Source organism: Gelidibacter sp. (genome assembly GCF_053579655.1).
The window spans coordinates 1-14,492 of record NZ_JBMDWE010000039.1 but is presented as its reverse complement, the minus strand read 5'-3'; the positions used below and the strand labels follow the sequence as shown (position 1 = coordinate 14,492).

The 14,492-nt window shown below is 39.2% G+C and carries 10 protein-coding genes and 1 pseudogene; 3 read left to right on the top strand and 8 right to left on the bottom strand.

The window, feature by feature from the left end:
• Positions 1-98 precede the first annotated feature (98 nt).
• A complete protein-coding gene (locus ACOH2D_RS15735; protein ID WP_449535818.1) occupies positions 99-1,289 on the top strand; it encodes a proline dehydrogenase family protein in 1,191 nt (396 codons plus the stop codon).
• A 1,033-nt stretch (positions 1,290-2,322) separates the two neighbouring features.
• Here the strand turns inward: ACOH2D_RS15735 and ACOH2D_RS15730 are convergent.
• The 5 genes and pseudogenes from ACOH2D_RS15730 to ACOH2D_RS15710 form a co-directional block, all read right to left on the bottom strand.
• Positions 2,323-2,529: a hypothetical protein gene (locus ACOH2D_RS15730; protein WP_449535817.1), complete on the bottom strand. Its 207-nt coding sequence runs from the start codon at positions 2,527-2,529 to the stop codon at positions 2,323-2,325.
• A gap of 1,317 nt (positions 2,530-3,846) precedes the next feature.
• Positions 3,847-4,041: a hypothetical protein gene (locus ACOH2D_RS15725; protein WP_449535816.1), complete on the bottom strand. Its 195-nt coding sequence runs from the start codon at positions 4,039-4,041 to the stop codon at positions 3,847-3,849.
• Positions 4,042-4,043: 2 nt separating this feature from the next.
• On the bottom strand, positions 4,044-4,286 hold the full coding sequence (locus ACOH2D_RS15720; protein ID WP_449535815.1) for a hypothetical protein: 243 nt from the start codon (positions 4,284-4,286) through the stop codon (positions 4,044-4,046).
• Between the two features lie 3 nt (positions 4,287-4,289).
• Complete coding sequence (locus ACOH2D_RS15715; protein ID WP_449535814.1) at positions 4,290-4,685, bottom strand: DUF5675 family protein; 396 nt, start codon at positions 4,683-4,685, stop codon at positions 4,290-4,292.
• A pseudogene (locus ACOH2D_RS15710) lies at positions 4,685-5,439 on the bottom strand (hypothetical protein). Before ACOH2D_RS15710 ends, ACOH2D_RS15715 begins: the two are co-directional and overlap by 1 nt.
• 872 nt (positions 5,440-6,311) lie before the next feature.
• On the opposite strand from ACOH2D_RS15710, the gene ACOH2D_RS15705 reads away from it, so the two are divergent.
• Positions 6,312-6,419 carry a hypothetical protein gene (locus ACOH2D_RS15705; RefSeq protein ID WP_449535828.1) on the top strand — a complete coding sequence of 36 codons (108 nt, stop codon included), beginning with the start codon at positions 6,312-6,314 and terminating at the stop codon, positions 6,417-6,419.
• Positions 6,420-6,668: 249 nt separating this feature from the next.
• A complete protein-coding gene (locus ACOH2D_RS15700; RefSeq protein ID WP_449535813.1) occupies positions 6,669-8,816 on the top strand; it encodes a cation:proton antiporter domain-containing protein in 2,148 nt (715 codons plus the stop codon).
• Positions 8,817-9,418: 602 nt separating this feature from the next.
• On the opposite strand, the gene ACOH2D_RS15695 is transcribed toward ACOH2D_RS15700, so the two are convergent.
• The 3 genes from ACOH2D_RS15695 to ACOH2D_RS15685 all read right to left on the bottom strand — a co-directional run bounded on the left by ACOH2D_RS15695 (position 9,419) and on the right by ACOH2D_RS15685 (position 14,443).
• Entirely contained in the window at positions 9,419-10,183 is a 765-nt protein-coding gene (locus tag ACOH2D_RS15695; RefSeq protein WP_449535812.1) for an SOS response-associated peptidase, read from the bottom strand.
• A gap of 88 nt (positions 10,184-10,271) precedes the next feature.
• Complete coding sequence (locus tag ACOH2D_RS15690) at positions 10,272-13,229, bottom strand: DNA polymerase III subunit alpha (protein WP_449535811.1); 2,958 nt, start codon at positions 13,227-13,229, stop codon at positions 10,272-10,274.
• Complete coding sequence (locus tag ACOH2D_RS15685; protein WP_449535810.1) at positions 13,229-14,443, bottom strand: DNA polymerase Y family protein; 1,215 nt, start codon at positions 14,441-14,443, stop codon at positions 13,229-13,231. Before ACOH2D_RS15685 ends, ACOH2D_RS15690 begins: the two co-directional genes overlap by 1 nt.
• Positions 14,444-14,492 lie beyond the last annotated feature (49 nt).

Here is a 14,492-nt window from a genome sequence, read left to right as displayed (position 1 = left end):
TGTTTTTTACCAAAGAGCTGCAAAGTATTTTTAAATTCATCAGTTCGGCTTACAAAGTATCGTATAAACTATTATTAATAATTTTTACACCTATTGTAATGAAAGATGTGCTTGACTTTGAGAACACAGAAATTGCTTTCTCGAATAAATCAAACAGACAACTTAGAAAAGCAAAGATTCTTTTCTCTATAATTAGTTTTGAATGGCTTATAAAAATCGCGAAGCCAATAACGAATCTATTATTGCATATTCACTTTCCTATTTCACCCATATTGAAACATACCGTTTTTAAACAGTTTTGTGGTGGTGAAACTATCGCTCAGACTGAATCTACCATTAATACTTTATATGACAATGGAGGCGTATATTCTATTTTAGACTACTCTGTGGAAGGTAAGGGGGATGAGCGTTTTTTTGAAAATACGGTAAATACTCTTTCCAGGGTTTGCGATTACGCCAAACATTCAATAAAAACACCTTTTTTGGTTTTTAAACCAACTGGATTAGGAAGAAGTGCGATCTATGAGAAAGTGACTTCAAATGTTGAGCTAACTGAGAGTGAACAGAAAGAATGGGAAAAAATCGTCGAACGATTCAATCTCATATGTAGTTCAGTGGCAGCAACTGACAATCTCAAAATTATGATTGATGCAGAGGAGTCGTGGTTGCAGGGTGCTGTTGACCAGTTGGTTGAAGATATGATGGTAAAGTATAATAAAATACGAACTGTGGTTTTTACAACACTTCAGATGTATCGCTTGGATAGGCTTACATACTTAGAACATTTAAATAATCTTGGTATTCAACACGGCATTAAGATAGGTATCAAATTTGTCAGAGGTGCATATATGGAAATGGAACGCGAACGCGCGGAACTAAAAGGATATAAGAGTCCTATATGTCAAGATAAAGCGAGTACTGATTTAAATTATAATACGGCTGTTTCTTATTCTTTGGTGCGCTTACATTTGTTTGAGCTGTTTATTGGAACTCATAACGAACTAAGTTGTCAGATTCTTATGAGGGATATGATAGAAAAAGGCATGAAAACTAATGATAATCGAATTTGGTTTGGACAGCTTTATGGAATGAGTGACCACATCAGTTATAATTTGGCTAAAAACGATTATAATGCAACAAAATATGTTCCTTTCGGAGAATTGAGAGAAGTCATTCCCTATCTATTTAGAAGAGCGGAAGAAAATACCTCAATTGGAAATCAAACCTCTCGTGAACTTAATTTGATAGACAAAGAAATAAAAAGAAGAAGGAAAAATCAAATTGTTTAAAAGTTAAAAGAGGAGGAATTATATGTTGCCGTTCCCCACTAAATCTATGTAATTTATAAAATCGTGAATCAAAATTTGTTTTAAGTTATAGTTCGATTTTTACTTTCGCAGGAGAAGAGTTAGTCCATCGTTCCATAAATCCCTGCGCAGGCAGGAAATCGAAGATTCAGCGAAGCTAATCTCCGTCTTTAACCGATAACCTTATTTACAATAAAATATCCCCTCAATCCTAATTTATTCCATTTTAAGAAAGTGGGCAGGTAATAAGGAGTTCGTCAGTCGTTCCATGAATCCCTGCGCAGGCAGGGATCTCGCATATGTATGCTTATTTCAACACTGAATTTAAAAACTCATTAAATAAGAATTCAACAAATTTGAAGGGGCAGGTAATAATGTGTTCGTCAGTCGTTCCATCTAGTCCCTGCGCAGGCAGGGATCTCCGTCTTCAACTGCTATCCTCATCTACGATTTAAAATACCTTGAAACCTAAGTTATTCCATTTTAAGATAGAGGCAGGTAATAAGGAGTTCGTCAGTCGTTCCATTTTGTTCCATAAAACATCAGTGCAAGGCGCAGTACCCGTGAAAACGGGTAACTCATACAAGTATCTTCCATCTCAATAACACTTCCTATCCACATAAAAGCCTTGCACACACCATAAATAGTACCACTGCGGCGGAACGTCCTCGTTTGGTACTATTTATTTGTTTTATTTCACACATTCTCTCCTTCCTCACCCGCAGCTACTTTTGAGCCCTTACCTGCGAAAAGCAGGTACCTATAAGGAGCCTGCAAAAGCAGGCGACATTTTAAAAGGGCACAACCGCTGCTTCATGTTATGCGAGCCTGCGGGTCGCTTCGGGCTGATCGGGCTGTCACGATTTTTGCAACATCCCATTTGCCTGCAGTCGCTTCATTTCAGGCCCTCGTGCCTCATGCCTTCCTTCAGCCACTTCGGCAACCCGCGCAAGCGTAGCTCATTTTTACACTCAACGTCACATCGCTTCTTCATTCCGCAATACTAATGGTTAAGTCAAATCATTGTTAGCACCAAATTTCGCATCTGCATTTCCACATTGCCGATCACGTAAACGTATTGCTCTATTTCGGCGCTGTCCACGTTACGTGGAACTTGTCCTGATGCATAGAAGGATGCAATCGCTACCCTTGCCTTTGCCACGGCAGAAGCAAAAAAATCGCGCCAGCCCTGCGGTAAACCGTAGGCGTCTGCCGCCCTCATACTTCGGGCTTATGCAGCCACCACCCTCGCTCAACTCGCAGCCGGCTCGCGCCTTTAGATTACCTGCCTTTGCAAATTCATTATATTTCGGTATTATGGTTTTATAAAAAAATTAAATTTTAGAATTCTGTTTAATCTTATTAGTTTTTTCCAAACTCATTAGAGGTTATCTGACTTTTCACACTTGACTTCTGTCACGAGTATAGAAGATTATAAAAACCTTGATTTGTTATTAGGAAGTGAAATCCTATAAAGAATGATATTCAAATCATTTGGCCTGCCGGCAGGCAGGTTGATTCTAAAAGCGGAGTGGTCTTAATTCTATTAAACTGTGGTTTCTTACGTCAAAAGTTTTGGTTCTTGATTCTAATAGCAAAGCTGCGGTTATTGAGCTTGTCGAAGTATCTTGATTCTATTCATAGACTTAATGAATTAGTGCGAAGCAACAAAGTCAGATAAGTAAAAATCAAATGACCAAAGGTTCTACATTATAACTGCACAAGTCTTGGTTCTTGATTCTAACAGCGAAGCGGTCTTAATTCTTTTCCCACACGTTATTAACACTAATTTCACATCCTAACATAGTTCAAATTAAAGTTTAGACTAAAGAAACTTCGTCTTTTCAATCCGTCTGTAAAAAACTCATACATACCACAAAGTTACAGGCATGCGGATGCGAGCGCTACAAGGGTTCGCTTCGCCTGTTTGGAAAAAATCTCCATCCGCCTTTGGCAGGATAGTATTTTTTCCACAGCCCTTTCCGCAATCGCACCGTCCTGTAAACAAGGCACTATGTTTAAGTTTTTATTCAGGATCCGTTTAGGCAGTCGGTGGCTGCTGGCGGGCATACGTACATCGGGCAGTCCGTTCCATGTAGGTGTTCACTTCGTCGGCTTTAAGGAGTACACGGTGCGCATCTTTTGGTTTGAGTGCTGTCTTTCTGAGCTCCCTTTTTAGGGGGCTTTTTTTTTGTTCGTTCCCAGACTGATAGCGTTAGAAATATGAAGGGGCAGAGTAGGAGCGGCGATAAAATTTTGGAAAGAATTTCGATAAGAATAAAACAAAAAAGACAACAAAGATAGTTGGCTTCCTTCGGCCACCGCTTAGATGCTGTAAAGCTCAAGCCTATAGGTTTTGCGAAAAATAGTGGCTAAAAAGCGCACGATTTTTCGGAAAAAGCTTGACAGCATCGCCCCGCCAACTGTGCCGTGGGTTTTCTTTTTTTATCTTCCGAAAAAAATATCAAGGGGGAGTTGGAGGACAACCCAAATTTGTCAAAACAAAAAGGAGCCTCGGGTGAAGCTCCTTAAAAGGCTATTAATCCTTTGCTTGATGGCGTTTTATCCGTTTCCGAATAAACTTGACCAACAATGACACCACATAACTTACCACAGTTCCGAAGGTGGCCATGACCGCGGTCTTGATGAGGTCTTCTGAATTGACATGAATCCAAAAAGAAGTAAAGGCTCCACCAAGAACAGAGAATCGGATATGTGTAACATCTTCAGACATCTTTAATCGGATTCAGTAGATTTCTTTTTAGCATTTGCGGACCCATCTTGAGTGACTGCCTGACTAACCGCAACCGCTACAGTTCCTGCCACCTTCAAATAGGTAGCAACCGAAATAAGTATGGCCGGCATCACTACTGGTGCTGCTAAAATAGCACCCCCAGCGGTGGCCAATGCGATGCCGATATTCCGCAGTTTCTTGAAAAACTTAGGCGTCGGTTTTTGATAACGTTCGATAATATTCATGATCTATGATTTAATGATTAATTGGACGTGTTCGTTTCTGTCGAATGCCTGGTAGCACAACGACACTAATTTTTGATGCAGTACCTTTGAATGGGTGCCCTTTCCGATTCCCGTCAACTGACTTACCGGAGCGATGCAGCCTTGAAGCTCCTGTTTGGCGTCGTTTGCTGCGTGGATCAGAATTAAGCTTCTGTTTTTCACCTCCAGCACCTGCAAATGATGGCCAAACTTGGTGGAAAAACGTGCTTTCAGCGTGTGTTCGCCTTCCGGAATACATGAAACGGTGCGTTGGTTATTTACCCAGGGCAATTCAATGGCGAATCCCAAAAACTGACCATTTATAAAGAGGGCACCATTGGTACCCTCTTTAAAATAGCTTCTTTGGATCAGCACTTTCATTACAAGTGATCTACCGTGGCGATGGAAAGCGCATTAAATGCACCGTTTTTAAGCGGATACATTTGCCCGTTTACCTCTTGGTAGAACTCAATGCCGACCACTTGGATAAGTGGCAGCGAAGAGTTCGCCGGCAGTGCCATGGCAAGGCTGATCGCAGCCGTGTCAGCACTGTCATACAGTAAAATGGCTGTTTCATCACTTTCAAAAACCGAAGTTTCATTCACAAAATCAAGCTCCGCAGCACCAGATACAATTTTGAAATGTGTAGTGCCTCCCGGAGCAGCAATGCGCACCGTTGGTGCAAATGGATCCACCGCAACAATTACCGCGCCTGACGGCCGATTAATGGCAGTCGTAAATGGAGCATACATGGTGGCGCCAAGCTTTCCGTTCACGTTGAACTCAAAGCCCAATAAAAGACTCATGTTTCCGTCCTCGATGGTACGCAGTCCACGTTCGTTAATCTGATCCGATTTTGCAACCGCCAATAACGCTTTCACCAATCTGCTCACCACACGTTTGTCTTTCGCATTCTGCAAAAGCACCCTCACCGCCCTCTGATCACTTTGCCACCTTTGCCAGCCCGTCCAAACTCCGAACCGTTTTCACGCGTTCTCTGGAAGGCAGGGTCATTTGCCATTCTGCTCGCATCAATCCCACCCTTGGCTCTCGCCATGTGACCATCTGCGCTTTTGTAAAAGGAAATATCTCCGATAGTGCCCTTTAATTTGATAATACCAGTTTGTCTAGCCATAACATTTAATATTTTGATTATCAGCCAAAAGACAGTAACTTTAAATTAGAAATCAAAAACCACATGCCATCCCTTCCGATTCCGACCGCTTTGGCCAAAGACGACTAAACTGCCCGTTCAAAAGCCACGGATGAAGTATGGATAGTGTAGGGATAAAGCTAGGATAGAGCATCAAATGAAGAATATAAGAGTTTGTGTTTACCCCAAAGACATCCAGCGCATCACCGGAAGAAGTGAGCGCTATGGTCGTAGACTTTTAAATGAAATCCGGGTTTACTTGGGCAAGTCGTCTCACCAGTTCATAACCATTGAAGAATTCGCTCAATACAGCGGAATTAATGAAGACCTCATCAAAGAATATCTCCAGCAAACCACATAGGATTTGGTGTTATTTAAGTAGGTTTGAATTGTATTAATTCGTAAATTACTTTCAGGTTTTGAAAGCTAATTTAAACCAAACTCGCTCATTTAATATGTTTCCTATTCGGTTATCATTTGCTTAGCAGATTCGTAAATCCCAATGATAACACCTGTTTGCCGACTGGGATTGAATCCAGTCGAGGTCACTAAAAGCTATTAGAAATAGCACCAAAAGCTTGTAAATCATATGGTTTTACAAGCTTTTTTCATTTCCGACATTTCATTTAATTTGGTTATATTTGGAATGTGCGGACCACAATGTGGTCAACAAAAAAAAGTGCGGTCAACACTGTTGACCGATTTGCTAAAATTGAAGCATAGTTGATTTGACTCTTGTCTAACAAAGTATAACTGTTAAGACATACAATTATGGCAATTTCAAAAGCATTTGCTATCCTACTCTGGATAATGCTTCCCTTGCAAAATATAATGAAGCATAACTTTATGTTCGTATTTCCGTAAAAGGCAAACGCGTCAACCTAAGTTTAAAAAGAAAAGCAAGCATTGATCAATGGGATGCGAGGACCAAACGTGTAAAAGGCAACGCCGTGGAAATTTAAGAACGCTATGGTGAACGTGTCCGCTCTAGAATGCGGGAGCTTTTAAATTTGGTGGTGTTTTTGGCGTCTAGTGTGGATAAGAGGTGTCAATATAGACTGATATTGTATTTTTTAATAACTATTTAAAGGAAATTATATTGAAAAGGAATATGTTTGATTTTTAAGAAGTAAATGCAGCAATTGACGTCCATTCAATTGTTCGGAGGAAGACTTAGAAACGCAAAACAGTAAAGACAAAATAAGAAAAGAATGATATTATTGAACATATTCGAGACAACATTGCCCCTAACAAATCCAGTATTGAAATTCCTTTTGATTTTGGTGATTATTCTGTTTGCCCCCATACTTCTGAACAAAATAAAAATCCCGCATCTTCTCGGACTAATTATAGCAGGCGCAGTCATTGGACCTAATGGAGTCAATCTAATGGAAAGGGATAGCAGTATCATCCTTTCGGGAACTGCAGGTCTTTTATACATTATGTTCCTTGCCGGTTTGGAGATTGACTTAGCGGACTTTAAGAAAAACAGGAAAAAAAGTGTGGTGTTCGGTTTGTATACTTTTCTTATTCCAATGACAATGGGAATATTTACGGGTCTTTATATCTTAAAATTTTCATGGCCCACATCCGTTTTATTGGCAAGTATGTTTGCCTCACATACGCTTATTGCATATCCATTAATTAGCAAAATGGGTGTGGCAAAAAATCAGGCAGTTAATATCACAGTAGGCGGTACAATGATTACGGACACTTTAGCCCTATTGGTTCTTGCCGTAATTGTAGGAATGACTACAGGAGAAGTTAATACCGAGTTTTGGGTAAGATTATCTGTTTCTATTATCATTTTCGGATTGATAGTCATGTTACTTTTTCCGATAATTGGTCGTTGGTTTTTTAAACGGTTTGACGATAATGTTTCTCAATATATTTTTGTTTTGGTAATGGTATTTCTAGGTGCTGTTCTTGCAGAAATGGCAGGAATTGAAGCTATTATTGGCGCCTTTTTATCAGGATTATCACTTAACCGATTGATTCCTCAGACTTCACCTTTGATGAATAGAATAGAATTTGTGGGGAGCGCTATTTTTATTCCATTTTTTCTAATAGGTGTAGGAATGCTTATTGATTACCGTGCGTTTTTTAAAGACCTTGAAACAATAAAGGTCGCCACAATAATGATTATTGTGGCAACTACAGCTAAATTTCTGGCCGCTTGGATAACTCAAAAGACTTATAACTTCTCAGTTGATGAACGAAGATTGATATTTGGGTTAAGTAATGCGCAAGCAGCTGCTACTTTGGCAGCGGTTTTAGTGGGATTCAACATTATTCTTGGAGAAACTGAAACAGGAGAGCCAATCCGGCTATTAAATGAAAGTATCCTGAACGGAACAATTTTGATGATCCTTTTTACCTGTACCATTGCATCGTTTGTGGCTCAAAAAGGAGCAACCAATATTGCGCTCTTAGAAAGTACAGATGCTACAGCTGATGACGAAGAAAGTCAAGAGAAAATCTTAATTCCAATTAGCAATACAGAGACCATAAATGAACTCGTCAATTTGGGGGTTACCATTAAATCAAAGAAGAATAAAGACAGTTTGTTTGCTTTAAGCATTGTGGACAATAATACAATGGACCACTTGGCTGACAAACAAGCGAAGAAAATATTGAATGAAGCAGCCATTGCCGCTTCGGCAACGGATAATCTAATCCACGAATTACTGCGCTATGACCTCAATATTGCGAATGGGATCACAAGTGTAGTTAAAGAGCATAGAATCACAGATTTGATATTAGGACTTCATATCAATAAAGGAATTTCTGACTCGTTTTTAGGAAACTTAACCGAGGGCATTTTGTCAAAATGCAACACAACGACATTGATTTACAAACCAGCACAGCCCTTTGGGACCATCAAAAGACATATTATTATTGTTCCTGAAAACGCAGAAAAAGAAATAGGATTTCCTTTTTGGCTTATAAAAGTATGGAACATAGCAAGAAACTCAGGGGCAAAACTTGTTTTTTATGCCACAGAAGAATCACTATCATTTATAAAGGAAATTCAATCCAAACATCCAATAGATTGTGAATTTGAGGTTTTTAATGATTGGGATGATTTCTTAATACTTTCAAGAAATTTTCATCAGGACGACAATCTAATCATTATTTTAAGTAGAAAGGATAAGCCATCATTCCATCACAATATGACAAAAATTCCTTCCTATCTCAATAACTATTTTAAAGCGACGAGCTATATATTGATTTATCCAATGCAATCGGGAGTATCAGATACCTCACAAATTGACTTTAAAAACCCGACTTTCATGGAGCCGCTCGAAAAACTTGACGAAATCGGGAAAACCATATCGAAAATATTTAGACGAAAATAACACAGATAATAGTGCAAATATAAAAATGAGTTAAGCACTTCTTTTTAAAATTAAAAAAGGTTTAATCTTCCTTATTTCAGTAGGACTATTGAGTTTTGTCCATGGAATGCTACACGTTATCCAGTTCCTTCAGTCAATGATTATGAGTGCCTATTCAACCGAAAAGACAGATCGCCATTCTGATAGTGTTTTGGACGGTATATGACATCATCCTCTGCTTGCCTTTTTATGGGCAATTAGTGGTTTATTGACCTTTATAATCGGAGTAAAAGACTTTCGACCTCACAGAAAATGCGGCAGTGACCACAAACATTAATGAAAAAATCGCAGATGGCTAATACTGTACAAGGGCGATAGCACGTAGGCTGAAAGGTAGGTCAGTGCATTTAATAAATCTTTGTGATGGAAAGTTTATCGCTGTGAAATTTGGTGCCGCTCTAATATTTGACCGTAAAAGGCCACTAAATAAATCATACTATGAATAAAATTATCCGTTATAATTTTTGCTTTTTTTAATCAATATTATGCTCCTTAAAATAAAATAAAACTGATTAAAAAAAAGACGTTCTGCTTCCCGAAATCAAGTTTTAAAATTACCGACATTAAAACACCAATTCCGCATACTTAACAGGATCACTAATCCCCTCAACATTCCCCATATACTCCTTACCTCTCAATTTTGAAACCGTATGAGCTTCCAATTCTTCCTGTGGATATTCCTGAATTAGCTCCTGAATAAACTTCTGATCTTTATCGCCTTCTAATTTGGCCAACCATTGTTCTGCTAATTCCTCATGCAGAATCACAGGCATTCTAGACTCTTTGAGTTTTGGATTATTGTGGATTTTAGCTAAAAGGGGATTTCCCGTGGTCGTTACAACAGAAAAAGTGTTCATTTTCCCTGAAGTTTCAGGATTGACCCATTCATTAAAAAGTCCAGCTAAAATGATGGGTGATTTATCTTTTTTGTAAATATAAAAAGGATAGGTCTTTTTCTCAAAATGATGATGTTCATAAAACCCGTCTATATAAATCAAGCAACGGCTTCCATTGGCAGCCCGTTTAAAAGAATTTAATTCAAATATGGTTTCTCCGCGGGCGTTCAAAGTGTTGTTCCAACTCTTTTTCATATCCGCTTCATTTTTCACCCACTGCGGAACCAATCCCCAGGTGGCCACTTCTGGGTAATTGGGAGAGCGCTCTGTATAAATCAATAATTCAGGATGCGAGAACCCCGAACTGTGATAGAGAGGCAAATCGGTCAGAGGAATTAAGGTTTCCATGATTTCATCAACGGCTTGTGCATCACCCTTTGTTTTGGCCCTTTTCAATTGGGTTTCTAAGGTCGCTTTGATATCGTAACACATGATTTTTATTTTAAAGTTAATAGTATTGGGAATTACCGGCAACTATTTTAACCTACCTTAACAGCAGGATCATCAAAAATGAATACGACTAATTATTCCTAGGATCCGGAAGTATAGCCGATTTACGACTCCAAACCACATTCATGCTATAAAAATCAAACCGATCTGTTATTCGGCCATAACAAGCATAAACCCCCAATCCATTAACTGGGTATTTCTCTACGACATCAGTAAAATGGACGGCATCAAAATAATCCCCATTATGATCAATAAAAGTACTCAAGCGCATTAATTTCCCCTGAGATGTTTTGTTGAATCTAGTCGTAACCAAACTGCCATAAATCAAAACCTCTTTATTTATATAATTTTTCATTTGACTCGCCAATACTCCATTGGCCATCTCGCCATTAACAAGATTAAAGTAATTACATAAAGGAAAGCCCAACAGCTCCATTTCATCATAAGCATTCTCTATCCAATTACTATTTAGTTTGGGCAACTTGAATGCCTTATGCTGGATTTTAAACAACTTAGCTTGCTGACTTTTGGCACCATCAGCATTCAGTTTAAAAATGGCCTGCCACAGCAATTCTGTTTTGGTCTGTTTTGTAAATCGGAAGGCGTCTATCCGAATTAAGATTGTCAGCTGTTCTATGCTTATGGTAACGCGATCTATAAAATCATCCAGGGAACTATATGCACCATGCCACTGTCTTTCAGTTAAAAGTCGTTGCACGGTATAATGCTCTAAATTCTTCAGGTACCCAAAACCTAAATAAATGGAGGTGCCAATCAATCTGTTTGGATGATCACTATTGTTGATGCACGGTGCACAAATTGTGGCGCCTTGTTTCTGTGCTTCGTGTAAATAATGTTCCACACTATAAAAACCACCGCCATTGTTCAGTACGGCAGTCATAAACTCCAAAGGAAAGTAACATTTCAGATATAAACTCTGGTAACTCTCCACAGCATATGATGCCGAGTGCCCTTTAGCAAAAGCATAGCCAGCAAAACTCTTGATCTGATTCCAGACTTCAAAAATCAATTCGTCCGTAAACCCTTTCTTCCTGCAATTGGAAATAAACTTTTCTTCTACGGCAACAAATTCTTGACGTGATCGAAACTTACCGCTCATCCCACGTCGTAAGACATCAGCTTCTCCAAGCGATAAATCGGCAAATTGATTGGCAACCTTTAGCACATCTTCTTGATAGACCATCACACCATAAGTCTCAGGCATAATTTGCAACAGAATCGGATGCGCATTTTTTCTATTTTCAGGATACCGGTGGCGCTTAATGAATTCCTCTTTCATTCCCGATCCAGAAACACCTGGCCTAATAATGGAACTTGCAGCCACCAATCCTATGTAATCTTGGGTCTGTAATTGTTGCATCAATCCACGCATGGCTGGCGATTCGACATAATAGGCGCCAATGGCACCTCCCGATTTCAAAAGATTGTTAATATTCTTGTCCTTTTTAAAAGCCTCAACATTGGTAATGTCAATAGGAGGGACTTCCGGCCTGTTTTCTGCGATGATATCTAAAGCATCTTTAATCTTGGCCAACCCCCGCTGACCTAAAATGTCAAACTTGAAGACACCAACATCCTCTGCAATAATCATATCAAATTGAACCGTTGGAAATCCTTTTGGTGGCATATCGGTTGCCGAGTAATAATGCACAGGTCGGTCTAAAATAAGCACGCCAGCAGAGTGAACACTCAAATGGTTCGGGAATCCCTCAATCAATTTGCCGTATCGTAAAACAAGCTGTGAGATGTCATCCAATTGAGAAATCGCATAATTCCCTTTGCTCAATTTATCAATCTCCTCTTTTGGCAAGCCAAAGACTTTCCCCAGCTCTCGAACCACCGCTCTATATTTAAAAGTATTGTAAGTGGCCAATAACGCCGTATGCGGAAAACGTCTAAAAATATAATCAGTCACATCATCTCGGTCCTTCCAGGAGAAATCAATGTCAAAATCGGGTGGGGAGGCTCTAAACGGATTAATAAAACGTTCAAAATATAAATCCAACTCAATAGGGTCCACATCGGTTATCCCGATGATATACGCAACAATGCTATTGGCACCACTACCACGCCCCACATGGAAATAACCTTTGCTGTTGGCATAGGAAACGATATCATAATTGATCAGAAAGAAGGCCACGAAATCCAAAGACTTTATAGTGTCCAACTCAGTTTTTAATCGGCTTAAAACTTTCTCGTCCGGACTGGAATAACGTTTTTGTAAATTATCGTGACATAGTTTTTCTAGAAGTTTATAATCGTTTTCAACGGAATCCGTATAAAGCCTTAAGTTTTGAGAAACACGATGTTCTCCAAATCCAAAATCAATATGACAGTTATTCCAGATCCTATTCGAGTTCTCAATTATATTCGGAAAATCAGCAAAGGCTTCATTGATCTCATCCAAAGAAATCATTTTATCTGTAAGCTTACATTCCTCAGATTTATCAAGTTTGCTCAACAAAGTATTTTTATCAATAGCGCGCAACAATCGGTGCGCATTGAAATCCTTTTTTCCTCTTATGGTCACGGTCTGCAAAACGACCAATTTCCTTTCAAGATTTTTCAATTTAGAGAACCGTAGTTTCCGCAATTCTTCAATGGACACGCCAATAAATTCATTTTCTGAAAAGTCGGTTTTTTCTAATTGCAGAACATGCTCAAAAGGATAAATGATATAACAATTCTCAAAAGGAGGAGCGAGCTCAGGCAATTGGATTTTGTTTTCTGAATGATGGGATAGAAAACTATTGAGTTCTTTAAATCCCTCATTGTTCTTGGCAAGACCGACATATACTTGCTTGTTCCCATTTCTAAAGTCAATGCCAACCAGAGGTTTGATATCGTAATCTTTCGCTTTTCTAATGAAATTTAAGCAAGCTGATGTATTGTTAATGTCCGTCAGTGCCAAAGACTGGAGATCATTCTTTTGGGCAAGTTCCAAAAGTTCTATTTCGGAAAACGTACCGTATCGCAGGGAATAGTATGAGTGACAATTAAGATACATTACTGGTTTCTATGAGCTAATACTGTTGGTGGTTCGCCGTTAAATGGATTATCAAATCTTCCAATAGAGTTGGCGCCCATGGACGAGGCGCGCATAATGCTGGCTTCGCCATAACGGCCTCTAATATGATCCATGGCGTTATAAAGACTTAGCATTTCTTCGGTATCATCAAATAAATTAATCTGATAATGGCCGCTTACAATATCGTTGATCTTCACGCCGACAAGGCGAACCAACAAGCGACGTTGATATAATTGTTCAAACAATTCCAACACTTTAGGAATGATGACATGATCTGCGCTTGAATAAGGAATTTTAACCTGTTTGCTATACGTGTTAAAATCAGAATACCGAATTTTTACACTGATGACCCCAGCAATTTTATTCCCTCTGCGTAACTGAAACGCCAAATTTTCGGCCATCGCAAAAATGGTGGTTCGCAACTGTTTGACATCAATAGTGTCTTTATTGAAAGTACGCTCCGTTGAAATGGACTTGCGCTCATGAAACGGTACCAATGGCGGATTGTCAATGCCATTAGCTCTTTTCCAAATGGTGGTGCCATTGGCGCCTAAAGCACTGGTCATCATTTCGATCGGCATTTGTTGTACCACGCTCACTTTGTCAACGCCTAAATTTCGTAATATCTGATACGTTTTTTCTCCCACAGATGGTATCTTCCGAATCGATAAAGGCCCAAGAAATGATTTTTCAAAACCTGGATCTATCTTCAACTGATTATTGGGTTTTGCTTCTCCAGTGGCAACTTTAGAAACAATCTTATTGACTGACAGCCCAAATGATATTGGCAATCCGCTATTCCTGATTACGCTTTGTCTAAGTTCTGAAGCATATTTATAACAGCTATGGAATTTATCCATCCCGGTTAAATCTGCATAAAATTCGTCAACGCTCGCTTTTTCAAATACAGGTACTTTTTCTTTAATGATTTCAGTCACCAAATGTGAATATTTGGTGTAAATAGAAGCATCCCCACGGATCACAATAGCTTCCGGACATAAATTACGCGCCACCTTCATCGACATTCCAGAATGCACGCCAAACAATCGCGTTTCGTAACTACATGCCGCAACCACACCTCGGTCTCCCGTGCCTCCAACCAATAACGGTCTGTTAACCAGGCGACTGTCAATTAATCGTTCACACGAAACGAAGAAGGTGTCCAAGTCGAGATGCAAAATGTTCTTTTCCATTCAGCAAAATTACTCATAAATGTAGCTGTGTATTGCTATTAATTGTAGT

Excerpts from the sequence above, each read along its gene's own strand:
- ACOH2D_RS15690 (WP_449535811.1), bottom strand. The coding sequence starts at position 13,229 with ATGTATCTTAATTGTCACTCATACTATTCCCTGCGATACGGTACGTTT.
- ACOH2D_RS15720 (WP_449535815.1), bottom strand. The coding sequence starts at position 4,286 with ATGAATATTATCGAACGTTATCAAAAACCGACGCCTAAGTTTTTCAAG.
- ACOH2D_RS15685 (WP_449535810.1), bottom strand. The coding sequence starts at position 14,443 with ATGGAAAAGAACATTTTGCATCTCGACTTGGACACCTTCTTCGTTTCG.
- ACOH2D_RS15715 (WP_449535814.1), bottom strand. The coding sequence starts at position 4,685 with ATGAAAGTGCTGATCCAAAGAAGCTATTTTAAAGAGGGTACCAATGGT.
- ACOH2D_RS15725 (WP_449535816.1), bottom strand. The coding sequence starts at position 4,041 with ATGTCTGAAGATGTTACACATATCCGATTCTCTGTTCTTGGTGGAGCC.
- ACOH2D_RS15700 (WP_449535813.1), top strand. The coding sequence starts at position 6,669 with ATGATATTATTGAACATATTCGAGACAACATTGCCCCTAACAAATCCA.
- ACOH2D_RS15730 (WP_449535817.1), bottom strand. The coding sequence starts at position 2,529 with ATGAGGGCGGCAGACGCCTACGGTTTACCGCAGGGCTGGCGCGATTTT.
- ACOH2D_RS15695 (WP_449535812.1), bottom strand. The coding sequence starts at position 10,183 with ATGTGTTACGATATCAAAGCGACCTTAGAAACCCAATTGAAAAGGGCC.
- ACOH2D_RS15735 (WP_449535818.1), top strand. The coding sequence starts at position 99 with ATGAAAGATGTGCTTGACTTTGAGAACACAGAAATTGCTTTCTCGAAT.